Below are 23,393 nucleotides of genomic sequence, written 5' to 3'. Positions count from 1 at the left end.
CATCGCAATAAACTGATATTACCCCTTTGTCTTTATAGGTGTTCGATAAAGAAGCAGCATCTTTATAACGTCCAAAATAACTATATACGTTTGCAGCTTGCCTATAATTTTTGCCAACTATACGAAAATCTATGCGTTTGCTAGCGCTTTTTACCAGCATTTTTACCTCTTGATAGGCCGCTTCGGCCATTAAAGTAGCGTATTTTTACCATTATCATAAGCGCGTTTATCACTGTCTTTATATTTACCTCGTGGTTGATATACTGATGGTGCTTGACTAAATGTCTCAGCCGCAACTTTGTATTCTTTCTGTTTTTCTAAATAACTCAGCTTTTTTATGATAACTATCAGCATCATTAAAAATTGTCCATTATAGGTAAGAAAGATCTTTGGCAATATCGTCTAATCTTGAGTTTAGCTCGGATAATAAATCTCTTTTGGCTTGAGTATATAAATCATCTTTCGATTTTAAGCGACCATCACTGTGATTATGAAATTTGGCAGGTACATTACCACTATAAATATAGTCATGTTTAACTGAGGTTTCTTCAATTTTAAATGATTTGCTATAACTATAGATACCGTGAACCTCAATGCTAGCCGTTAGGGTTAATTTGTTACTATGAGTTACTGTTTGTAAATTATATCGTTGCTCTTTGTAAGTTTTGATTTGAGTTGTCTGACCGTTTTTATCTTTTGCTTCAATATATTTATCAAAGACTTGCTCAGTCTTAGTTTCATTGGTTACTGATTTATCTAGATCGACAAAATCACTTTTAAAGTCAATTCGGATATCTATCTCTGCACCACTCGAGTAATTGGCAAATTGAATATAATTTGCACTTAATTTATCTCTTATTTCATCGGTGAAACTTGAACCATAGTAATAAACTTTAATTATGCCTTTTTTAGCATAAGTATCAGCTAATGAACTCGCGTCAAAATATTGCCCATATGGCCGATATATAGATGCTGCTTGCGCATAATACTTGGCAACTTCTCGATATTCATAACGCTTTGTCGCATTCATTGCCAGTTGTTTAGCTTGTTGATAAGCCTCTTGAGCCTGCTGGGTAGCATATTTTTTGTCATTATCTTTCGCAAGTTTGTCACTATCTTTATATTTACCTAGTGGTTTGTATATCGATGAAGCCTGACTAAAGGCTTGAGCAGCAGCTTTATAATTTCCCTGTTGTTCGAATTGTTTACCTTGGTCATAGTAATTTTTGGCTGCCATTTGCATATATTTAGTATTGGCATTTTTATATAAAGTGGCGGCATTTTTATAATTGTCGTATGACAAACTATTTTTATATAATTCGGCTTTTGTTCGATAACTTTCACTGTCAGTGCCAGTGATGTAATTACCATAATCATAATACTCTTTAGCAAGAGTTTGCTTTAATTGCCTAGTGTCATATTTGTCATTGAAAAAACTGATGTGCTCAGAATAAAAGCGATGACTTAATATCTCTTTCATAGTTAATAAATGCTTATATGCATCTATTTTTTGTGGATAATCATATTGATGGAAGTAATTTAGATCTTTTTCGTAAAACTGCATTACACTACTAACAATAGTTTGTAGGCGCTTAGCGTCCTGTTGATCAAACTTTGCTGGCCCTTTTTCATCCAAACTGGCAGCTAAAAGATTGATACTTTCTATATAGCGACCTTCCTTAAATGCATCTTCGGCTGTTCGCGTATGGCATGCCGTTAATAAAAATATACAAAAAATAGCAATAATCGTGCGCATAAACTTCCTTTCTTTACTTCTTTTTTTCTACTAGTTATTTCAAGTATTTCATATCCATTTTTTTGATATGTTTATATAAAAATGGCTATTTTTATCAGTTTATTAAAAAACTGTTGATTGAGTTTATGCTAAACTTTTAGCTAATTATTAACTTTTATTGCTACTTTTTTTACGTTTTGTTATTAATTATTAACAATAAATGCTATTAGTGGTTTTGGTAAATGTTTAAAATTAATTGGCGGGATGATGTTACCCTTAAATAAAATAATCATTTTTATTTAAGGGTTAACAAAATTTTATATTCGTGTTGGTTTTTTATTCGCTTTTTGACGAGTAGTTCGACTAGACTGATTGAGTTTAATACGCTTTGGTCTAACAATACGTTTGTCAAACGATGATTTTGTTGTAAAACTTTTCATTTCAGCTGGTAAGCCAACTAACTCACGTAGGTAATTAACAGAATCAATACCTAATTCCATCCATGTGCCACGAGATAAGCCTTTCGGTAAAGTAATATTACCGTAACGAATACGTAGCAAGCGGCTAACTTGAACATCAATTGCTTCCCACATCCGACGGACTTCTCGATTGCGACCTTCAGTAATAACGACATTAAACCATTGATTTAGTCCATCACCACCTTGTGGTTTTATGGAGTTAAATGCAGCGGGACCATCTTCAAGCTGAACGCCTTTGCGAAGTTGGTTAAGTTGTTGATCGGTAATATTACCAAATACTCGAACTGCATACTCACGTTCAATTTCATGCCTTGGATGCATAAGGCGATTGGCTAGTTCGCCATCCGTTGTGAATAGCAATAAACCCGATGTATTTATATCAAGTCGACCAATGTTGATCCAGCGGGCATTTTTTAAGCGAGGTAATCGCTCAAACACTGTTGCTCGCCCTTGCGGATCATTTCGAGAACAGATTTCGCCTTCAGGTTTATAATAAGCTAGAACACGACAAACCTCTTTTTCTTTACTTCTTAACTGAACTAAATGACCATTGATACGAATTTTTGGACTAGCATTGACATCTACGCGATCACCTAAAGTCGCGATTTTGCCATCAACACTAATTTTTCCGGCCACTATCATAGCTTCAATTTCACGACGTGAACCATTACCTAAATTGGCTAATACTTTTTGTAATTTTTCAGTATTATCTGGTTGTGAACTTTTACGATTCTGGGTTAATTTGGTATTTTTTTTACGAGCGATATCACTTTCTTGCTCAATTAGTTTATCTGCTCCACGTTGTTTTTTGGAAAATGCAGATCTATTTTGTTTCATATAATCCTCACTGTTACCTTCTCAGGTATCATTTATTAACTCAATAACTCATTGATATATTATTAATTTGTTTACTCGAATGGTCTGATATCACCACTACCTTGACGAATAATATCTGGATAATCGTTAGTTAAATCAATTACTGTTGTTGGCTGTTCACTAATATAACCACCATGAACGATAGCATCTAGTTGGTGACCAATTTTATCTTCAATTTCTTCGGGATCAGACTGAGCTTCATTTTCATTAGGTAAAATAAGCGTAGTTGTCATTAAAGGTTGTCCTAATAATTCAAGAAGCGCTAAATCAATTTTATTATCAGGAATACGCAGTCCAATCGTTTTGCGTTTTTCATTCATCAAACGTCGTGGTACTTCCTTGCTCGCTTGTAAGATAAAAACATATTTACCTGGGGTATTATTTTTTAATAATCGAAAAGTAGTGTTATCAACAAAAGCATAAGAAGAAAGCTCAGATAAATCACGGCACATTAAGGTAAAGTTATGGTGTTTATCCAGATTACGGATTTGACAAATACGATCCAAACCATATTTATTATCAAGTAAACAACCTAGCGAATAACCTGAATCAGTAGGAAATGCAATGACGCCACCATCATTTAATATTTTGACGACTTGATCTAATAACCTTGTTTGTGGGTTATCAGGATGAATATAAAAAGTTTGGCTCATAATATTCTTCTTTATTGATAGCAGGTTAAAAAAATGTGAGGAAAGGGCTTTTTCATCACGGTTTATAGCGCTAATTGATACTATTTTAGTTTAATATATTTATTATATCCAGTTATGCCAAATAGGTGTAACACTACCAGGCAATGGCGTAGTTTTACCAAGATCAAGGTAATTAAGCAAATCGTGGAAATCCGAACCTTGTGATGCAAGTAATTCAAATTCATTAGCCAATTTTGCTAATCGTTGTAAATCATCTTGAGTTTGGCGGCTCTGAGAAACTTCAATACCATCACCACCATATGATTTAAATTCACTAATTAATAATTTTAGTTTAGTTAAGGTCAAATCATAGCGTGTCGGGTGTGCTAAAACCGCTTGTCCACCTGCTGCATGTATCGCATTAACCGCATCAGCAATACTACACCATTTGGCAGGAACGTAGGCATAACCACTTTTACCCAGATATTTTTTAAATGCACGTTTAATATCTTTAACATAATTATTAGCGACTAAAAAGCGGGCAAAATGAGCTCGAGATACAATATCACCTTTAGAAAATTGTTGGGCTTGCTCATAAGCATTGTCTATACTCACTTTAGCTAATTTTTCACTAATACTGATTGCTCTATCAATACGACTTTGTTCTTGTGCAGTTAATAATTCAAGCAAGTGAGAATTTTCAATGTCGATATTCAAACCAACAATATGAATTTCATTATTCTTCCACATTGTTGACACTTCAACACCATAGATTAATTTAACTGACAAATTATCTCGTTCTATGGTCGCTTTCGCTTCTAGCAAGCCCTTGATAGTATCGTGATCGGTAATCGCTAGCATATTGATTTGATTATCAACAGCTCTTTTGACCAGTTCACTTGGCGTTAAAATTCCATCTGATGCAGTTGTGTGCGAATGTAAGTCAACGATCACTTTTTTCTCGAAAATTATTTTTAAACGTGTAATATACCACACAATTTGCACGACAACTAAAAGGTATATTATGAAAGATCAAATTGAGCTTGCTCAGCAAGACACACTAGCTATTATTCAAGAACTTTTAGAAGATGGAAGTGATCCTCATGCGCTATATATTATTGAACATCATATTTCATCACAAGACTTTGATAAATCAGAAAAAATGGCAGTTGAAGCCTATAAATTAGGTTACGAAGGAACCGATCCTGATGAGGTCTTTGATGATACTGGCAATGTTGTTATTGGTTTTGATATTATCACTGAAAGTCCATTAAATGCTGAGTTAATTAATGCTCAAGTTGCCGAAATTATAACTCTAGCAAACCAATTTGGTGTTAATTATGATGGCTGGGGAACCTATTTTGAAGATGGTAGTGATGACCAATTCGATGAAGATGACGTTAGCGAGACCATTCATTAATAAATTATCAGCGGTTAATTATGACTATTCTTATCCGCCACCAGACGGATAAGAATAGTGTTAACATTTAATTTAATTGTTCAACACGACTAGTTCGTTTATGATCAGCCGTTACTGTACGAAGCGAAACCGAAGCGTTGTTATTTATCGCTACCGGGCCATTGTAAGCCTGCCAATTTTCGCCTTTATCGGTTGAATATTCGATAGTTAAGCCAGGAAAAACAACATTAGCAATTAATTTGCCATCTTCAATCTTCGCTCCAGGAACAGGAAGGCGATAGTTAATTGAAGCAAGATCTAATTTAGCTAATTCTCGTTGGCCAATTAAATTAGCAAATTGATTCCAATCATTTAGCAGTTTTTGCTGATCAACATATTGTGTTTTACCTTTTTCAAATTCGCGATCTTTTTGATAATTAGTTTCCCAATCAGCTTTATGCCATGCACGCTCGGCAACACTCAATAGTCGAGGATAAGCCATGTAGGCCAATTTATCGTCGGTGCGAATATTTTCCGTCCAGATCTGTGCTGATAAACCATAGGCGCCCGGCCAATTCATAGTACCTTTAGCCGCAAATGCATCACCATTACGATCGAATGAGGTTTCCGCATTTTGTGGCAAATTATCCGGTGCAAAACTGAATATTTTGCGTTCATCATTAAAGCGTGAAGCCCAATAGTAACCACTTTCTTTTGGATTAACTTCATAAGGCATATCTAAATAGACATAATCAGGATTTGAAACTATCACTTTGTAGCCTTTATTGGCAAACTCATTGACTGAATCGTATCCTCCCCAATATAAGTTATCCCAAAAATTGACCACCACTTCATCGGTAGCAAAAGCTTTGGCGTTGGAAGCAAATTTTACGCCATCTTGCCAAGCTTGCATGCGATTAATACCATTATTTTTGATGATTTTACTTACTTCAATAGCAAAATAACTTGGCAAATGCTCGATATTTTCTACAACACCTTTACTAACAAAAGTTTGGCACGCTTGTGATTTTGCCCATGGATGATCTTCGACACTTTGATCGATTAAACCTTTACCCGCCTCTTTTTGCGCGGCATGAATATCTTGGTAACCGTTGCCGAAGTGAATATTTTTAGCCTCATCACCACCAAAATGCCATGTTGAAATCGGTTGTCCAGCTTCAACGTGCATTTTGGCTATTTCGCTAATTACTTTATCAGCAAATTTTTTCGAAGAATCTAAACATGGATTTAGATAACTTTGGCGATTGTAGAATTGCACCGTAGTAGTATTCGAAGTATCAGTAGGATCAAGTAATCGATATTCATTCGCAGCTTCGGTTTTTCCTTGCTTCATTAAGCGTTGATATCTCACTTCCATTGACATGATAGCAGCTCTGGCATGGGCTGGCATGTCGATTTCTGGAATAACTTCAATAAATCGCGCATTGGCATATTTAACGATTTCGATATAATCTGCGCGAGTAAAGTAACCACTGCCATTATTATCACTATTTGGCCCAGATCCAAGTTGTGGTAATAGACACTGTTTTTCAGTTAAATCATGACAACGTTTACTACCAAAATCAGTGAGTTCTGGTAAGCCGGGGATCTCAATTCGCCAACCTTCATCATCACTTAAATGAAAATGAAATTTATTCATTTTATATTTCGACATCATATCAAGTAACTGTAATACCGCTTTTTTGCTTTTGAAATTTCGACCGGTATCTAGCATCATACCTCGATAATCAAAACGAGGGGCATCTTCAACTGAAAGCGTGTTAATAATTTGCGGTTTACTAACTGTTATTGACGATAATATCGATTCTACAGCATAAAAAATTCCACTTTCATCAAATGCCACGATAGTTGCACCTTGTGGGGTTATATCTAGCTTATAACTGCCATTTACACCTTTTTCAAATGCAGTTTTATCAATTGATGCATTGACTTTAAACCCTTGCTTTGTCACAGCAATATTTAATTGTTTGAAGTGATTTTCTAACACTAATTGGCTTGTTTTTGCTAAGCCATTAAGTATGAGATTAACACCACTTTTATTTAGGGTAATAGATTCTTTACCAACCGTTAATTTAACTGGTGTTGGTAAAATTTGACCTTTTAATAAATCAGCATCAATTTTTTTAATGTCATTATTACGTTGATAACGGCTTTTAGGTGTCATTAAAATATTATGATCGTTTGGAGATATCTTCCATTGATCGCCTAATGGTGCAACAAAAGATGATAAATTATCAGAATCAGTATTTGTATTTTCAATGACTTTTGGTTTAGCTGCCGTTGAAGTCACATACCAGCGAGGCATAACATCACTCTCACTAATTTGCCAATATTCACCAATTATGGGAATCGTAACAGCAGAATTAGCGGGAATATTAGTAAATTTGTCGGTTGGTTCAAGTTTATGTAGATCACCGGTTACATGAGTAATTTTATACTGATCATTATTTACCGCTAAAATCATACGAATATTATGGAAGTAAATAGCCCAATCTTTACTGGTTATTGCTGGACCGTTGTTTTTAAGCGTTAGGGTCACTTTGTTACAAGAAGCCCAATCTGCGCCCAATGCTGCACAATCTACCCCATCATTAACGGCATTATTATCGACTATTTGATAATTTAAACGCAGTTGTGAACTCATCGTATCAACTATTTGTTGTGAAGCATTAACTGATTGACTGGCTCCTAGAGTTAATAATGATGTGATCGAAGTAGCAAGTATAGCTGATTTAAACTTTTTCATATCGGTTACCTATTTTTGTTTAGCATTAAATACAGTGAATGGAATTGTGACAATAAATTTAATATCACGTTCATCTTGAAAAATGTTGCCATATCCACCACCCCAGCTGTTGATATGATTTTCATGGTTGTTATATTTAGTGTAGTGTAATTGGAATGAAGTATCTTTAGCCCATGTATCTTGAATTGTATAACCTAAATCAAAATTATAAGCCGATTCTACTAAACGATTTTTTTGATTTTTTGCTTTTGAATCTGGTTTGGCATCCCAACCATAAGCATAAGATGCACCGGTTTTCCAACCAGTCAAATAATGATTTAGATGGCCTAAATCATATGTCACCTCAAAAAATGCGGCTTTTTCGCCATTGGCATTAAAGTCAGAACGAGAATTCCACCAAACATCTAATCGTCCATTAGATGATGCATAATCAGGCGTCATACGTTGTAAGAAAAACCCTTGTTCACCTTCTGCTTTTACAGACACACCTTCAAGTCGTAAACCAACAGGACCAACTTGGTAACCTAAAGTCGCTGCTTGCAACCACGCTAAACCATCATAAACATTGGCACCTTTATGAGATTGGTCTTTAGCGCCATAAAACTGATAACTCATTGTTAATGAATTATTTAACACGTCTGTTTTATAAGAAGCTTTCGCAAAAAATTGATTCATATAATTCTGAGCTTGGCCAAAGGCGCTTTCGAATACAAGATCATTCTTAAAATCATATTTCATACCGGCTGAGTGTAAAAAATCGATTTTTTTGCCTTTTCCCCAGCGTTTGAATTCATAGAGGCGTTTATACCAAGGCGCTTTGTATTTATCTGTCCACATATAGGACATGGATAAAGCACCAGCAGCATCAAAATCAAGTACGGTGCCAACTTCTGCTCCACGATAAGTACCTGGTAATAAACTCCAATGTGGTGCTAATAATGTTTGACCAGACGGTTGTATATACCCAGCCTTGATCCAAAAGAGTTCATCAATTTTAAAGTTAAGTTGAGCTTTATAAAAACTCAATCCACTGACATCTTTTTTCCAATCTTCATTCCAACGAGTATTAGCACCACTAAAACCAATCTCATTTGGATGCCCGTTACCGCCATTACTGACTTCCCAAGCGCCATAACCACCTAATTCAATACCAAGTCGATCGGCAATATAACCTGACCTAAAGTCTAAATTGGTATTAAATGATGAATGTCTGAGGTTTTTTTGGTATTTATGTTCGTCAAGGTTTTTTCTTTCCCGATCACGATTCCAGAAAAATATGTTTCCAGTTAATGATGCATCATCGACAAAATTACTGACATACTCAGCTTGTGCTGGGCATATACTGGTTAAAACAGTTATAGATAAAAAAAGTTTGCTAAAAAGACTTAAACGAAAGGGTAATAATTTTTTATGATTCATAGTTGCTTCCCTAAGATTAGGCAGTGTAAATAACCGTTAAATTGCCTAAAATCTAATTGATTTTTATAATCCAAACTGAATTTACTACTTTGGATTGCTATCTAAATAACATTTACGGAACATATTTAAGGTGGAAAGAGGATAAATATGCATTTTTATAATGCATAAACATATTTTAGTTCGCAAATTAAATAATCTAAATTCGTGATCTAAATCACCAAAAAAGTGAAAATTTAGTTTTTTTTTGTGAAATTCAGCGCACTTTTTTTACTAAACAAATTAATTGATAGCTATTTTTTAATTTTTGAATGATGAAATTTAGGAAGGAATTAGCAAGAAGATAATAATGTAAAAAGCACAGAATAAAAAAGACAATAAAAAAGAGAAATGGATTACATTTCTCTTAATAATTAATAAGTTAAACTAAAATTAGTTTTCAGTATCAAGCTCTTCAAAGCTTTTGACGAGTTCATCGATGGCTTTCATCTGTTTTAAGAATGGTTCAAGTTTAGCTAATGGCAATGCGGATGGACCATCACATTTTGCATGACTTGGTTCAGGATGTGATTCTAAAAATAATCCAGCAATACCAACCGCCATACCTGAACGTGCTAATTCAGTAACTTGACCACGACGACCGCCTGAAGCAGCTCCCATAGGATCGCGACATTGTAATGCGTGAGTTACATCAAAAATCACTGGTGAGCCATTGCTGACTTTTTTCATTACGTTAAAGCCAAGCATATCAACCACTAGGTTGTCATAACCAAAGCAGCTACCACGATCACAAAGAATGACTTGGTCATTACCTGCCTCTTCGAATTTTTCAACAATATTCCCCATTTGACCTGGGCTTACAAATTGTGGTTTTTTGACATTGATTACTGCGCCAGTTTTCGCCATTGCTACAACTAAATCAGTTTGTCTTGCTAAAAAAGCTGGTAATTGAATAACATCAACCACATCAGCAACTGGTTGGCACTGCGCTTCGGTATGCACGTCAGTGATGATTTTTATACCGAACTGTTGCTTTAATTCTTGGAAGATTTTCATTCCTTCCTCTAAACCCGGTCCGCGATAAGAGTGAACCGATGAACGATTAGCTTTGTCAAAAGACGCTTTAAAAATATAAGGAATATTTAGTTTATCGGTAACCGTGACATAATGTTCACAAATCTTCATAGCTAAATCACGTGATTCAAGCACGTTCATGCCACCAAATAAGACAAACGGTAAATCATTAGCAACTGTGATATTACCGACTTTTACTTTTTTTTGTTTAATCATAAACTTATTCCTAGTTAAGGTTTAAACCAACGACCAAGGGTGACTCTATCATTGCCACTATAATCGGTGATGGTTTCGACTAATTGAAATCCGTGTTGTTTAAAAATCGTTTGGACTGCTAAGCCTTGTTTCCAACCGTGTTCGATAAGCAACCAGCCATATTGGTTTAAATGTTTGGTTGCACCTTGGACAATAACTTTAATATCGGCAAGACCATTATCTTCAGCAACTAAAGCGCTGCGCGGTTCATAACGAACGTCACCTTGTGATAGATGAATATCAGTTGGATCGATATAAGGCGGGTTACTGGTAATCATTGAAAATTTCCGATTTTTAATCGGTTTATACCAATCACCTTGTAAGAAGTAAACGTTATTGACGCCGATTTGATTGGCGTTTTGTTGGGCTAATATCAAGGCATCTTTATTCTTTTCAATTGCCGTAAATAAGCAATCCGGACGCTCAGTTGCCATGGCTATCGCAATCGCCCCCGTTCCTGTACCCAAATCTAATACTTCACAAGGTACTTTAGGCAAATATTCTAAACCAAGCTCGACAAGTTTTTCGGTATCAGGTCGTGGTATCAAAGTCGAATTGGAGACATTAAATTTTAATGACCAAAATTCTTTTTCACCTGTAATATAGGCAATTGGCTCACCTTCTCGACGTCTTTTTAAATTGCTATCTAGAGCAATGAGTTCATCATCAGTTAATAATGTTTCACTAAAAGCCATTAAAAAGGTACGCGTTTTATGCGTGACGAAACTTAATAAAATTTCGGCGTCACGCTTTGGGCTTTCGCTTTCGGTTAAGGTCTGCGATGCAAATTTAAGCCATTCTAAATAAGTCATTCATCCTGTTCCGATAAGGCTGCAAGCTGATCTGCTTGGTATTCTTGTACAATTGGTTCGATTAACATATCTAATTTACCTTCCATCACTTCATCTAAGCGATAAATAGTAAGATTGATACGATGATCAGTCACTCGCCCTTGTGGATAGTTATAAGTTCGGATACGGTCTGAACGATCACCTGAACCTAATAAGTTACGTCTGGTTGACGCTTCCTCTTGTTGGCGTTTACGCATTTCTGCGTCTTGAATACGGGCAGCCAATACCGACATCGCCTTAGCTTTATTTTTGTGCTGTGAACGTTCATCCTGACATTCAACTACAATTCCAGTTGGAAGATGGGTAATACGAATTGCTGAATCAGTAGTATTAACATGCTGACCACCTGCCCCTGATGATCGATAAGTATCAATTTTCAAATCTGCAGGATTGATTTCTGGCATTTCAGCTTCTGGAATTTCTGGTAAAACAGCAACAGTACAGGCCGATGTGTGAATTCGTCCTTGTGATTCAGTCTCTGGTACACGCTGAACTCGGTGGCCACCAGATTCAAATTTTAACTGTCCATATACACCATCACCACTCACTAGCATGATAACTTCTTTGTATCCGCCATGTTCTCCATCATTTGAACTCATGATTTCGACACGCCAATTACGAGATTCAGCATAGCGAGTATACATTCTGGCTAAATCACCGGCAAAGATGGCCGCCTCATCACCACCTGTTCCAGCACGAACCTCAACAAAACAGTTGTAGTCATCATTTGGATCTTTTGGTAATAAAAGAACCTGTAACTGTTTTTCTTGCTGTTCAACTTGACTCAATGCTTGATTTAATTCTTCTTGAGCCATTTCACTCATTTCAGGATCAGCAAGCATCATTTTGGCAGTTTCAATATCTTCTTGTGTTTGCTGCCAATTAGCAAAGCACTTAACCACATCGGTTAACTGTGCATATTCTTTTGAAAGGGCACGAAATCGGTTTTGATCGGCAATAACCGCTGCATCAGATAGTAATGCTTGAACCTCTTCATAACGCTCTTGCAACGTTTCCAATTTACTGATAATCGAAGGTTTCATAACTCTATATACTTGAAAATGATTAAATGAATTTGCTCGGCATTATATACTCAATTGCCTTTAAAATACAGTTTCTACTTACCTATAATGAAGCAAAATAAAATAGTTAATAACAACATATGGGTGATAAATGATTAATCGATTCAACAAAAAATGTTACATATGTCACAAATTTTGATTATAGTCGTTTTAAAATCCTGCAACTGCATATAACATCGCGTATAAACGATGTCATCACGAATCTACAACTCTTTCATTAAAACTGTACCACCATATTTACTTTATATATTGTTATCGCATACATAAAAACTGTTGTTAAATATTATTCTAGGAGTTAATTTTATGAAGAAGATGTTTATATGTAGTCTGATTGGGTTAAGTTCAATGGCGAATGCAGCCATTGAGTGGGATACTCCACAAGGACAGTTAAAATTATACGGAGATGTCGAATTTAATGTGGATGCCGCTAGTAGTAAACAGCAACTTAGTTCATTAAGAGAGACTGCTGATAAAAAAAATAAACCTTCTGACAAAGATCGTTGGGATATAAATGGGCGTATATTACTTGGTTTAGACGGCTATCGTGAAATTAACGACAAAAATTTTGCTGGATTTGTCGTGCAACCATTAGCTGATTTAGGTGGTGACATGAATCTTGATGATGCAGCATTTTATTTTGGCCAGAAAAAAGAGTGGAATATTAAAATTGGGCGTTATGAAGCTTATGATATGTTCCCGCTTGGACAAGATACCTTTATTGAATATTCAGGTAATACGGCTAATGATTTGTATTAAGATGGCTTTGGCTATATTTATATGATGAAAGAAGGCCGAGGTCGTAGTAAAAATGGTGGTAGCATCCAACTAAATAAACCCCTATTTAATAATACTAATTTTGAGTTAAATACGTTAATCAATAATGGCGAAAAAATGTTTAATAAATCGACTTATCATGGTTATGAAATTGATAAGAAGAAAAATGTTGTTTATTTACGTCCAGTGTTATCTTGGAAAAATGAAAGCGTTTCAACCGCTATTGCTGCCGAAACAAATGTAGTAAAGAACGCTTATGGCTATCATGACGCTAACGGTAAGTTCCACGATCAGTCGCAAAGAACCGGTTATGGTGCAACTTTTTCATGGAACAGTGAGGGTGATTGGGACGCAGCCAATAAAGGACTAAGAGTCAATACCAGCTTTGCTTATATGAATGCTAAAGATGAAAAAGATATGACAATTGGTGCCGATATGGTTTGGGAAAAAATGGGCTTAGGCTACTATTTTGCTAATAACGATATCAAAAAATTTAATCCCGATAATCGAGTTAAAGATGGTCATATAAACAGTAAAGGTAAATATAAAATTCATACGGTTAATGCATCATATCTAATTGATAATGTTATGGATATGGATAATTTTAACATCTACCTAGGTACTTATTGGTCATTACTTGATAGAAATAAATCACACGGTGATAACACCGATGACCGTTATGGTGCTCGTGTAAGGTTTAAATACTTCTTTTAATTAGTTTAAATAATTTACTGATTAAGCCAGTTTAATATGTATATCTTAAATTGGCTGTTTTTATCAAGAATGGTAAGTTATCATTTCGATGAGTTTTATATTATTATACTCAGGAAATATTACTAATAATTTTTGAAGGATGCAAATATGAGCCAAACTATATGGAAACTAGACAATACTACTAAACACTATGATTGGGGTAGTATTGATGGTATAACTAATTTATTTGGTATTCCAAACCCTACACCAGAGCCAATGGCCGAAATTTGGATGGGAACGCATCCAATGGGATGTTCTATAGCGATTGACAATAAACATGGTAAAGTTAGACTAGATAAGTTAATCCAAGATAATCCACTGCAAATGTTAGGCAATAAAACCTGTCAAAATTTTGGTTCACTTCCTTTTTTATTTAAAATTCTTTCCGCTAAAAAAGCCTTATCTATTCAAGTTCATCCGACTATTGAAAACGCAAAAGTTGGTTTTGAAAAAGAGAACCAATTGGGTATAGCGATTGATGCACCAAATCGAAATTATAAAGATCCTAATCATAAACCCGAACTTATTTATGCATTAACGTCATTCAAAGCCATGCGTTCATTTCGCTCAATTGATGAAATTATCACGCTTTTTGATCAGATAGCGATTCCTGATTTAATTTACCCAATATCACAATTAAAAAATAATCGTCATTCTGAACTATTAAAACATTTTTTTGAATACTTATTATCTCTTCCAACAAAAACATCGTTAGTTAAACAGCTACTAATGAAAATTTGTACATTTAATGAAGAACCCTATTTAACCATTAAAACACTAGCTAACGATTATCCTGATGATATTGGTTTATTTATGCCGTTGCTTTTAAATGTCATTGAACTCAAACCAGGGCAAGCTATGTTTTTATGCGCCCGAACTCCACATGCTTATCTGTCTGGCACTGGGCTTGAAATTATGGCGAATTCTGACAATGTTTTAAGAGCTGGCCTTACAAATAAATATATTGATAGTATAGAATTAATTAACAATACTGATTTTGACAGCATACCTTTGAATCAACTATTAACTAAACCTATTGTGAATGGTAATAAAATTGATTTTCCGATACCAGTCAATGACTTTAAGTTTGAAATTATAAAAAGTGATGAAAACCTGCATAATGAAAGAGTAGATAGTGCACAAATTCTGTTATGTCTTGATGGAAAAATTAGTTTATCAACTAAATCACAGTCATTAACTTTACAAAAAGGAGAATCCGCTTTTATCTCTTATCAAACTAAGATTTATCATTATCAAGGTAGAGGTGTATTAGCTAAAGCATTTAATTAATTCCTTGGTAACAAAATAGAGATAATTAAGGCTTGATATATTCTAAAACAATCTCGATAATATTTTTCATTATTATAGGGATTGATTTAATTGGATTGTCAATTTTGAAATTTTAATTAAAATTCTAGATAAAGTTTTCAAGCAAATTGATTGATGAAAAAATATAGCCATCAAAATCAATAGATGTTTTATCAGATAAATTCATTAAAATATTTTTTTCGTTTTCAATATGTTGCCACATGGCTTTATAAGCCCCCACACTGTCACGACGACATAATGCAGCTAAGATTTGCTGATGATCAGCATACCATTTTAGACGATAGCCTTTAGTATTAGTATGTTCAGTAAGTTGCTGCCAATTAAATGAGTTCTGTTTGTGTTCCCATAAATTATTAAGCGAATTGACTAACATCTGATTTTGGGTTGCTTGAGCGATATTGAGATGGAAGTTGAAATCATTATTGTTATTGAATTCATTATTCATGGTCGCATGCAATTCTTGCTCTAAAATTTTCTTTAGGCTTTCTATATTAGCTATGGTTATCATCTGAGAAGCAAAAGAAGCAATATTAGTCTCGATAAGTTGACTAGCCTGTAGTAGTTCGAAAGGACCGAGTATTCGACTATAATTTGAATCAGGTTTATTAATAACATAAATACCAGAACTTTGCTTAATCGAAACAAAACCTTTTACTTCTAATGCGATTAACGCTTCACGAACAATAGTACGACTTACTCCACAGGCATCGGCAATAGTTCTTTCTGGTGGTAATTTAGAGCCTAATGGATATTCATCCATTCTAATTTTATCCAATAATAGTTCTGCAATTTCTTGATATTGTTTTTTAGAGTATTGATTCGATATATTATTGTCCGTTAACATTCACCCGTTCCTACTAAAATACAAACATTAAATTTTAATATTTTAATGTTTGTATTAATTAATATTATTATACTTCGGTCATTTGTAAAATTTGATCTAAAACTTTACCTGCATTCATTGTACCATAAGCAACTGGATCAATAATGTCAATTGGTATACCATATTTTTCCGTTTGTTTTTTGTTCTCATCTAAGGCAAATCTCATTTGAGGTCCTAATAATACCGCGATAATTTTATCACTATCACTGTTAAGATGTTGATATAATAGTTGCTCACTTATTGCTATAAAATCAAAATTTAACGAGCGTTCGAGTGCTTCTTTTCTTATTTTATTGACTAATAATGAGGTTGACATACCACCTGCACAGGCAAAAATAACTTGTTTCATCTCTTACTCCTTATTTATCTTCATCATCTAGATTTACCGTTAGTTGTCTTGTTTTAACTAACTCTTTGAACCATAACGCTGATTTCTTCAACCTTCTGTTTCTATTTTGTTCAAGATCAATTTCTATTAATCCATAACGATTTTTGAAGGCATTCATTGGTGAAACATTATCTGTAAATGCCCATAACATATAACCACCACAATTAGCCCCATCATTGATGGCTTTAAGTGTCCAATAGATATGCTTCGAAATAAAATCAATTCGATAATCGTCTTGAATTATTCCTTGATTATTTTTAAATCGCTTTTCATCTTCAATACCCATGCCATTTTCACAGATAAACCATGATTTATTGTCATATTGTTGTTTCACTCGCATTGCGAAATCATAAACAATTTTAGGATAAATTTCCCAACCTCTTGATTTATTCATTTTTCTTCCAGGTAATGCAAAGGATTCGTAATAAAAAGCGGGATGAAATGGTGCATCTTTGTGCCATTGTGTTGTAGGAGCTTTGACTCGATGAGGAAAATATAAATTAATAGCGACTTCATCAACTGTAAATTTTTTAATGATTTCAAGTTCTTGTTCGGTATAATCCCATTGAACTTGATGTTTAGCCAATAAATCAATAAGTTCTTGAGGATATTGACCATTAAAAGCCGGGTCAAGAAAAACGCGATTATAAAAAAGATCATACATTTTTGCTGCTTGCTTATCTTCTTTAGAGGAAGAGCGTGGATATGTCACTTCTGGATTTAAGATAGTGCCAATGCTTCCTTGATAATGTTTGCGACGAAATAGCTCAACAACTTTGGCTGTAGCTAAATTTTTATGGTGGTTCCACTGCATCCATTTATTGGTATTTTGTTCATAAGGCCAGCGTTCAGCATCAAGATAGACTCGTGTTTGAATAACAATTGGTTCATTAAAGACAAACCACCGTTTAACAATGGAGTGATAACGTTCAAAAACTTTTTCTGCGAATTTAACAAATAGTTCAACTACATGTTTCGAATTCCAACCACCGTATTTATTAAATAGTTCGGCAGGAACTTCGTAATGTTCTAAACAGATCATTGGAACAATACCGTTTTCGACTATTTTTGTTAAAAAATCGTCATAATATTTAGCATAATCTTCATCAACAATTGCATTTTCATAGTCAGTTAAAAAGCGCGACCAGTTAATTGATGTTCGATAGTGTGTAAGTCCTATCGTTTTCATTAGATCTACTTCTTCTTGATAACGATTAATTAAATCAGTAGCAATTGCAGGACCATAACCTTCATGCCATACATCACGATCATTTTTATACCAAATATCTAAATATGAATCTTGATTCTCCTTCTTACCACACCAACCTTCAGTTTGCCATGCCGATGTTGAAGCGCCTAAAATAAAGTTTTTAGGGATATCCATTGTTAATTTACTCATTATTGTACTCCTTGAATATTGATTCAATTTAGGATTGAATTTCAGAACGTTTAGCCGCTATTTTTAGGAAAGGTAAATAGATGAAAATAGCAACAATAATACAAAATATCTGTGTAACGACAGCACCTAAGGATCCGGCTGTTGATAAGTAAGCACTAATTATTGGTGGCGTAGTCCACGGCACCATAACTACTGCTTTACCTGCAAAACCAATACTTGTTGCAATATAACCTATTGTGCCAGTAATTAACGGTGTAATAATAAATGGAATAGCTAAAATCGGATTTAACATTATTGGTAAACCAAAAATTACAGGTTCATTGATATTGAAGATACCAGGACCTAATGATAATTTCGCTATTTCTCTCATTTCTTTGCGTTTTATTGCAATAAAAATAGCAATCAACAATCCAATCGTACAACCTGAACCACCTATACTCATGTAAACATCCCAAAACGGCATAGTAATAATATTGGTTGGCTCAATACCTTGTTCGAAATCACTCATGTTAACCATGATTGCACCGAGTAGTAAGGGTTCGCGAATTGGTTTTATCATTTGATTACCATGAATCCCTATAACCCAAAATATTTGTGCGACAAACATTAATACCAATAATCCTGGCAGACTTTGCATGATAGATTCAAGCGGCTGTTGCACAACCATATAGATAGCATCATACAAATACATTCCGGTTAATTTGTAAAATACAAAACCAAAAGCGGCTACCACTGAAGTAGTAATTATTGCTGGAATAAGCGCTGAAAATGAAGCAGAGACATTTGATGGAACACTATCTGGCATTTTTACTCTTAGCTTATCTACTTTCAATAATTTAGAGTATATCTCTACCGATAGAATAGCGATAAACATACCAAGAAAAAGGCTTTTAGTATCAGTAAACTGCCGTGCTAATACATTAGTTACTTGAAATTTTTGGCCTTCAACTACAACTTCTGTAAATGTTGGTTGTACTGAAATAAAACATATAATAGCCAACAATCCAGGAAACAAAGTTTTATTACCATTTATGCGTCCTAATTCAATCGCGATTAAAAACACAGCGCCAATGGTTAAAAAATTCAATGTTGCATAATTTAAATTGCCAGCAATGGGCTTTAGTACCGCTAAAAAAGATAAATAATCAAAATAAGCTAATCCGTTTTGTTTATCAAAAACAATATTCGACATTAGCACAGCAAAAGCGCCGACGATTATCACAGGCATTAAAGTAATAAATGCTGCTTTAATTGCCATTATATATCTTAAACTATTAAATTTATTGGCAAATTTACCTAGTTTATCAATAATTTGATTTACTCTAGACATATTTACAATCTCCAATTAGAGGGATGGATGAGATTCACTGACAATCAAAAAATAATACTTAAAAGTAAGGGAATCTGTGATCACTCTCACAACCTGTCAAATTGGAATCCCATTAATTTCTAAAAATGTGATAAATATCATTTATTGGCATACCAAATTAAAAAATAAATGGCTAAATCATAAATTAATTATTTTTAATGAAGGGTAATTATCAAATTTTGGTATGACAATTTGGACAATGTATTAAATAACATTGATTGATGACTGGTTAATAATAGTTCTAATAATTAATATTGATTCAACAATATCGCTACTATGCTGCTAAATTATGAGCGATAAAAAGCAATACGATTTTTTGTTTGTCTAAATCAATACTTACTTTATCCTTAATTAACATCCGCAGAGGGTATAGACTTCTCAATTATTTTTACAAAAAACCGGATGAGCTTTATATAATTGGATGATGAAAAGATGGCAGTGCAAGATAACGCCTTATTATTTGCATTGGCGTAAAAAAATATATTCTTAGACTAAATTTCAATTCAATAATGCACTATTTATCCTCAATAAACATCCACAGACGGTATAGACTTCTCAATTATTTTTACAAAAATAAATAAGACTTTTATGGTCAGATGATTAAGCCATGACCTTATTGGATAACCGCTTATTATTTGTAACGGCGTTAAAAAGATGTATTGCTATGGCAAATTTTTACTCAATAATGCTTTATTTACCCTCAATATATAGCCCCTGATGGTTATAGACTTCTCCAGTATTTTGATAGTCTGGTTGACAGATAGCAATTTTATTGATTACCATTTTAGATGGTTTGTTACTCTTAATAATTATAAAAAAATGCCACTAGTTAACTAACGGCATTAAGTTGAAAATAAAGATTAAACAAGATAATACTTACTTCTTAATTGCCTTTGGATTAGGCAAATCGGTTACCGTGCCTTCATAAATTTCTGAGGCAAGTCCAATTGATTCATGTAAGGTTGGATGAGCATGGATAGTTAATGCAATATCTTCTGCATCACAACCCATTTCAACGGCAAGAGTAATTTCACCAAGTAGTTCACCACCATTGGCTCCAACTACAGCCCCACCAAGAAGACGATTGTCAGATTTATTGAAGATGAGTTTAGTCATCCCTTGTGAACAATCAGATGCAATTGCTCGACCTGATGCCGCCCATGGGAATATAGCTACCTCATAATCGATACCTTTTGCCTTGGCTTCTTTTTCAGTCAACCCTACCCAGGCAACTTCCGGTTCGGTATAAGCTATTGATGGTATGGTTTTCGGATCGAAGTAATGGTTTTTACCAGCTATCACTTCGGCGGCAACATGACCTTCATGTACTCCTTTATGAGCCAGCATAGGTTGCCCGACAATATCGCCAATGGCATAAATATGAGGTACATTAGTTCGCATTTGCTTATCTACTTCAATAAAACCGCGGTCGGTCACATTAACCCCCGCTTTTTCAGCGCTGATAAGTTTGCCATTTGGGGCTCGCCCTATTGCCACCAGCACTGCATCGTAAGTATACGTTTCGATAGTTCCATCTTTCTTTTCCATGGTGACGTAGATGGCATCATGTTTAGCTTCAACACTACTCACTTTAGTTTCTAAACGTAAAGTGAACTTTTGTTGGATTTGTTTGCTAAAGACTTTTACCACATCTTTATCGGCAGCGGGGATCACCTGATCTAGCATTTCAACGACATCCACTTGTGAACCCAATGCGTGATATACCGTCCCCATTTCGAGGCCGATAATACCGCCCCCCATTAACAGTAGTTTTTTAGGGATAGTAGTTAATGCTAGCGCATCTGTCGAATCCCATATACGCGGATCGTCATGAGGAATAAATGGTAAGGTTATTGGCCTTGAACCAGCTGCAATTATCGCATTATCAAAGATAATTTTGGTTATGCCTTTTGCCGATGTCACCTCCATTGTGTGACTTCCAGTAAATTGCGCTTCACCTTGTATCACATTGACTTTACGCATTTTAGCCATGCCAGCAAGCCCGTTGGTAAGCTGGTTGATTACCTTTTCTTTCCAATCACGAACTTTGTCGAGTTCCAGTTTTGGTGTACCAAAATGGATCCCATGCTCAGTGAGAGATTTTGCTTCATCCATCACTTTAGCCACATGAAGTAATGCCTTAGAGGGAATGCACCCCACATTGAGGCAAACACCGCCTAAGGTAGAATACCTTTCGACTAATGTTACCTCTAACCCAAGATCGGCAGCGCGAAAGGCAGCGGAATATCCCGCAGGGCCGGCACCTAATACAACGAGTTGTGTTTTAACTTCTTGACTCATAATCAATTTCCTCCACTACATCACTAGTCGACGTAAGTCGGATAGAACATTAACAATATGGCTTAAAAAGCGTGCACCATCTGCACCATCAATCACACGATGATCAAAGGATAATGACAAAGGTAGCATTAAGCGCGGTGTAAATTCTTTACCATTCCAAACTGGCTTCATACTTGAACGAGACACACCGAGAATACCCACTTCTGGTGCATTAACAATTGGTGTAAATGAAGTTGTGCCGATACCTCCAAGGCTCGAAATAGTGAAACAACCACCTTGCATATCACTACCGGTGAGTTTACCGTCACGCGCTTTTTTGGAGATTGTCGCTAATTCTTGCGAAAGTTCAACAATTCCTTTTTTATTCACATCTTTAAATACTGGCACAACTAAGCCATTTGGCGTGTCAACTGCTACGCCAATGTTGATATATTTTTTGACGATAAGGGTTTGTGCATCTTCTGATAGCGAGCTATTAAAACGCGGATAAGCAGTTAACGCACTAGCTACGGCCTTCATAATAAACACTAGCGGAGTAATTTTGAGATCGAGTTTTTTCTTTTCTGCCTCAGCATTTTGCTGCTTACGAAAAGCTTCTAGTTCAGTGATATCAGTCTCATCAAACTCAGTAACATGTGGAATCATTACCCAGTTACGATGTAAGTTGGCACCAGATACTTTTTGGATCTTGGTTAATGGTAAGGATTCAACTTCACCAAACTTACTAAAATCGACTTTCGGCCAAGGTAATAAACCTGGTAATGCTCCACCAGTTCCACCATTTTCGGATTGTTTTACCGCATTTTTTACGTAATTTTGGATATCTTCACGTAATACACGATGTTTAGGGCCAGTTGGTTGTACTTTGGCAAGATTAATGCCAAACTCGCGCGCTAATCGACGGATTGAAGGTGTGGCATGGGCATAAGCATCATTTTCTACAAATTCATTAGTAGCTGACACTGGTGTCGAAGCGTTACTATTGTTGCTATTATTATTGGCTATCGGAGCCGGAGCAACCGTTTTTTCAGCCACCATAGGAGCTGAATCGGCTTTCGTCGGCGCACTGCTAGCCGCTGTCTCAAACTCCATTATTTTAGATCCAGTTTTGACTTTGTCGCCAATTTTTACAACAATGTTTTTTACCGTACCGGCGATCGTTGCCGGTACTTCCATCGAGGCTTTGTCACCTTCAACCGTAATAAGTGAATCATTAACCGAAACTGAATCACCGACTTTAACTAAAATTTCGGTCACTTCGACTTCATCACCACCTATGTCTGGGACATTAACATCGACAATTTGTCCACTGTTCGACGCGGATGCAGAAACTGGAGGAGGAACTGGCGTTGAAGCAGTTGGTGTTTGATCTGTTGACGCACTTGAACCGATCTCGTCAAATTGCATAATACTCACACCGGTTGTCACTTTATCGCCAATTTTTACGATGATCGACTTTACAATCCCAGCTTGTGGTGCGGGTATTTCCATCGACGCTTTATCACCTTCGACGGTCAATAACGATTGATCTACATCCACTTTGTCGCCGACTTTAACCAGAATTTCAGTTACTTCAACTTCATCACTTCCGATATCGGGTAATTTTATTTCAATACTCATTATTTTTACCT

Annotated in this window: 18 protein-coding genes and 1 pseudogene; 3 read left to right on the top strand and 16 right to left on the bottom strand. The window is 35.3% G+C overall.

The window, feature by feature from the left end; genetic code table 11:
• Positions 1-189 precede the first annotated feature (189 nt).
• The 5 genes from AC5LXI_RS06495 to rnm form a co-directional block, all read right to left on the bottom strand.
• Complete coding sequence (locus tag AC5LXI_RS06495) at positions 190-357, bottom strand: hypothetical protein (RefSeq protein ID WP_493444049.1); 168 nt, start codon at positions 355-357, stop codon at positions 190-192.
• Between the two features lie 13 nt (positions 358-370).
• On the bottom strand, positions 371-1,756 hold the full coding sequence (locus AC5LXI_RS06490; protein ID WP_493444048.1) for a hypothetical protein: 1,386 nt from the start codon (positions 1,754-1,756) through the stop codon (positions 371-373).
• A gap of 296 nt (positions 1,757-2,052) precedes the next feature.
• Positions 2,053-3,051 carry a 23S rRNA pseudouridine(2605) synthase RluB gene (gene rluB, locus AC5LXI_RS06485; protein ID WP_493444047.1) on the bottom strand — a complete coding sequence of 333 codons (999 nt, stop codon included), beginning with the start codon at positions 3,049-3,051 and terminating at the stop codon, positions 2,053-2,055.
• 71 nt (positions 3,052-3,122) lie between these two features.
• Complete coding sequence (locus tag AC5LXI_RS06480; RefSeq protein ID WP_493444046.1) at positions 3,123-3,743, bottom strand: L-threonylcarbamoyladenylate synthase; 621 nt, start codon at positions 3,741-3,743, stop codon at positions 3,123-3,125.
• Between the two features lie 102 nt (positions 3,744-3,845).
• Entirely contained in the window at positions 3,846-4,718 is an 873-nt protein-coding gene (gene rnm, locus AC5LXI_RS06475; protein WP_493444045.1) for an RNase RNM, read from the bottom strand.
• A 28-nt stretch (positions 4,719-4,746) separates the two neighbouring features.
• Here rnm and rraB point away from each other — a divergent pair, with 28 nt between their 5' ends.
• Complete coding sequence (gene rraB / locus AC5LXI_RS06470) at positions 4,747-5,142, top strand: ribonuclease E inhibitor RraB (protein WP_493444044.1); 396 nt, start codon at positions 4,747-4,749, stop codon at positions 5,140-5,142.
• Positions 5,143-5,209: 67 nt separating this feature from the next.
• Here the strand turns inward: rraB and AC5LXI_RS06465 are convergent, their stop codons facing one another.
• The 5 genes from AC5LXI_RS06465 to prfA all read right to left on the bottom strand — a co-directional run bounded on the left by AC5LXI_RS06465 (position 5,210) and on the right by prfA (position 12,527).
• Positions 5,210-7,888 carry a beta-N-acetylhexosaminidase gene (locus AC5LXI_RS06465; RefSeq protein ID WP_493444043.1) on the bottom strand — a complete coding sequence of 893 codons (2,679 nt, stop codon included), beginning with the start codon at positions 7,886-7,888 and terminating at the stop codon, positions 5,210-5,212.
• A 9-nt stretch (positions 7,889-7,897) separates the two neighbouring features.
• A complete protein-coding gene (locus AC5LXI_RS06460; protein ID WP_493444042.1) occupies positions 7,898-9,307 on the bottom strand; it encodes a ChiP family protein in 1,410 nt (469 codons plus the stop codon).
• A gap of 429 nt (positions 9,308-9,736) precedes the next feature.
• A complete protein-coding gene (gene kdsA / locus AC5LXI_RS06455; protein WP_493444268.1) occupies positions 9,737-10,591 on the bottom strand; it encodes a 3-deoxy-8-phosphooctulonate synthase in 855 nt (284 codons plus the stop codon).
• Positions 10,592-10,608: 17 nt separating this feature from the next.
• Complete coding sequence (gene prmC / locus AC5LXI_RS06450; RefSeq protein ID WP_493444041.1) at positions 10,609-11,445, bottom strand: peptide chain release factor N(5)-glutamine methyltransferase; 837 nt, start codon at positions 11,443-11,445, stop codon at positions 10,609-10,611.
• Positions 11,442-12,527: a peptide chain release factor 1 gene (gene prfA, locus AC5LXI_RS06445; RefSeq protein WP_493444040.1), complete on the bottom strand. Its 1,086-nt coding sequence runs from the start codon at positions 12,525-12,527 to the stop codon at positions 11,442-11,444. Before prfA ends, prmC begins: the two co-directional genes overlap by 4 nt.
• Before the next feature lie 342 nt (positions 12,528-12,869).
• Here prfA and AC5LXI_RS06440 point away from each other — a divergent pair.
• Together AC5LXI_RS06440 and manA are read left to right on the top strand one after the other, a co-directional pair.
• A pseudogene (locus AC5LXI_RS06440) lies at positions 12,870-14,054 on the top strand (carbohydrate porin).
• A gap of 147 nt (positions 14,055-14,201) precedes the next feature.
• Entirely contained in the window at positions 14,202-15,383 is a 1,182-nt protein-coding gene (gene manA, locus AC5LXI_RS06435; RefSeq protein WP_493444039.1) for a mannose-6-phosphate isomerase, class I, read from the top strand.
• 124 nt (positions 15,384-15,507) lie between these two features.
• Here the strand turns inward: manA and AC5LXI_RS06430 are convergent, their stop codons facing one another.
• The 6 genes from AC5LXI_RS06430 to aceF form a co-directional block, all read right to left on the bottom strand.
• Entirely contained in the window at positions 15,508-16,266 is a 759-nt protein-coding gene (locus AC5LXI_RS06430; RefSeq protein ID WP_493444038.1) for an FCD domain-containing protein, read from the bottom strand.
• A gap of 67 nt (positions 16,267-16,333) precedes the next feature.
• A complete protein-coding gene (locus AC5LXI_RS06425; protein ID WP_493444037.1) occupies positions 16,334-16,654 on the bottom strand; it encodes a PTS sugar transporter subunit IIB in 321 nt (106 codons plus the stop codon).
• 10 nt (positions 16,655-16,664) lie between these two features.
• On the bottom strand, positions 16,665-18,092 hold the full coding sequence (locus AC5LXI_RS06420; protein ID WP_493444036.1) for a glycoside hydrolase family 1 protein: 1,428 nt from the start codon (positions 18,090-18,092) through the stop codon (positions 16,665-16,667).
• Positions 18,093-18,120: 28 nt separating this feature from the next.
• Entirely contained in the window at positions 18,121-19,422 is a 1,302-nt protein-coding gene (locus AC5LXI_RS06415) for a PTS sugar transporter subunit IIC (RefSeq protein WP_493444035.1), read from the bottom strand.
• A 915-nt stretch (positions 19,423-20,337) separates the two neighbouring features.
• Positions 20,338-21,762, bottom strand: coding sequence for a dihydrolipoyl dehydrogenase (gene lpdA, locus AC5LXI_RS06410; protein ID WP_493444034.1), 1,425 nt, complete (start codon positions 21,760-21,762; stop codon positions 20,338-20,340).
• 15 nt (positions 21,763-21,777) lie between these two features.
• Positions 21,778-23,382 (bottom strand): pyruvate dehydrogenase complex dihydrolipoyllysine-residue acetyltransferase, encoded by a 1,605-nt coding sequence (gene aceF, locus AC5LXI_RS06405; RefSeq protein WP_493444033.1) that lies wholly within the window; start codon positions 23,380-23,382, stop codon positions 21,778-21,780.
• Between the last annotated feature and the right edge of the window lie 11 nt (positions 23,383-23,393).

The sequence above is a fragment of the Gilliamella sp. LMG 34361 genome, from assembly GCF_984569075.1.
The sequence above is the reverse complement of the archived record's forward strand: the minus strand, read 5'-3'. Positions and strand labels throughout refer to the sequence as shown.

Coding starts and splice junctions, on each gene's coding strand:
- AC5LXI_RS06495 (WP_493444049.1), bottom strand. CDS start 357: ATGATGCTGATAGTTATCATAAAAAAGCTGAGTTATTTAGAAAAACAG.
- AC5LXI_RS06490 (WP_493444048.1), bottom strand. CDS start 1,756: ATGCGCACGATTATTGCTATTTTTTGTATATTTTTATTAACGGCATGC.
- rluB (WP_493444047.1), bottom strand. CDS start 3,051: ATGAAACAAAATAGATCTGCATTTTCCAAAAAACAACGTGGAGCAGAT.
- AC5LXI_RS06480 (WP_493444046.1), bottom strand. CDS start 3,743: ATGAGCCAAACTTTTTATATTCATCCTGATAACCCACAAACAAGGTTA.
- rraB (WP_493444044.1), top strand. CDS start 4,747: ATGAAAGATCAAATTGAGCTTGCTCAGCAAGACACACTAGCTATTATT.
- AC5LXI_RS06465 (WP_493444043.1), bottom strand. CDS start 7,888: ATGAAAAAGTTTAAATCAGCTATACTTGCTACTTCGATCACATCATTA.
- AC5LXI_RS06460 (WP_493444042.1), bottom strand. CDS start 9,307: ATGAATCATAAAAAATTATTACCCTTTCGTTTAAGTCTTTTTAGCAAA.
- prmC (WP_493444041.1), bottom strand. CDS start 11,445: ATGACTTATTTAGAATGGCTTAAATTTGCATCGCAGACCTTAACCGAA.
- prfA (WP_493444040.1), bottom strand. CDS start 12,527: ATGAAACCTTCGATTATCAGTAAATTGGAAACGTTGCAAGAGCGTTAT.
- manA (WP_493444039.1), top strand. CDS start 14,202: ATGAGCCAAACTATATGGAAACTAGACAATACTACTAAACACTATGAT.
- AC5LXI_RS06430 (WP_493444038.1), bottom strand. CDS start 16,266: ATGTTAACGGACAATAATATATCGAATCAATACTCTAAAAAACAATAT.
- AC5LXI_RS06425 (WP_493444037.1), bottom strand. CDS start 16,654: ATGAAACAAGTTATTTTTGCCTGTGCAGGTGGTATGTCAACCTCATTA.
- AC5LXI_RS06420 (WP_493444036.1), bottom strand. CDS start 18,092: ATGAGTAAATTAACAATGGATATCCCTAAAAACTTTATTTTAGGCGCT.
- AC5LXI_RS06415 (WP_493444035.1), bottom strand. CDS start 19,422: ATGTCTAGAGTAAATCAAATTATTGATAAACTAGGTAAATTTGCCAAT.
- lpdA (WP_493444034.1), bottom strand. CDS start 21,762: ATGAGTCAAGAAGTTAAAACACAACTCGTTGTATTAGGTGCCGGCCCT.
- aceF (WP_493444033.1), bottom strand. CDS start 23,382: ATGAGTATTGAAATAAAATTACCCGATATCGGAAGTGATGAAGTTGAA.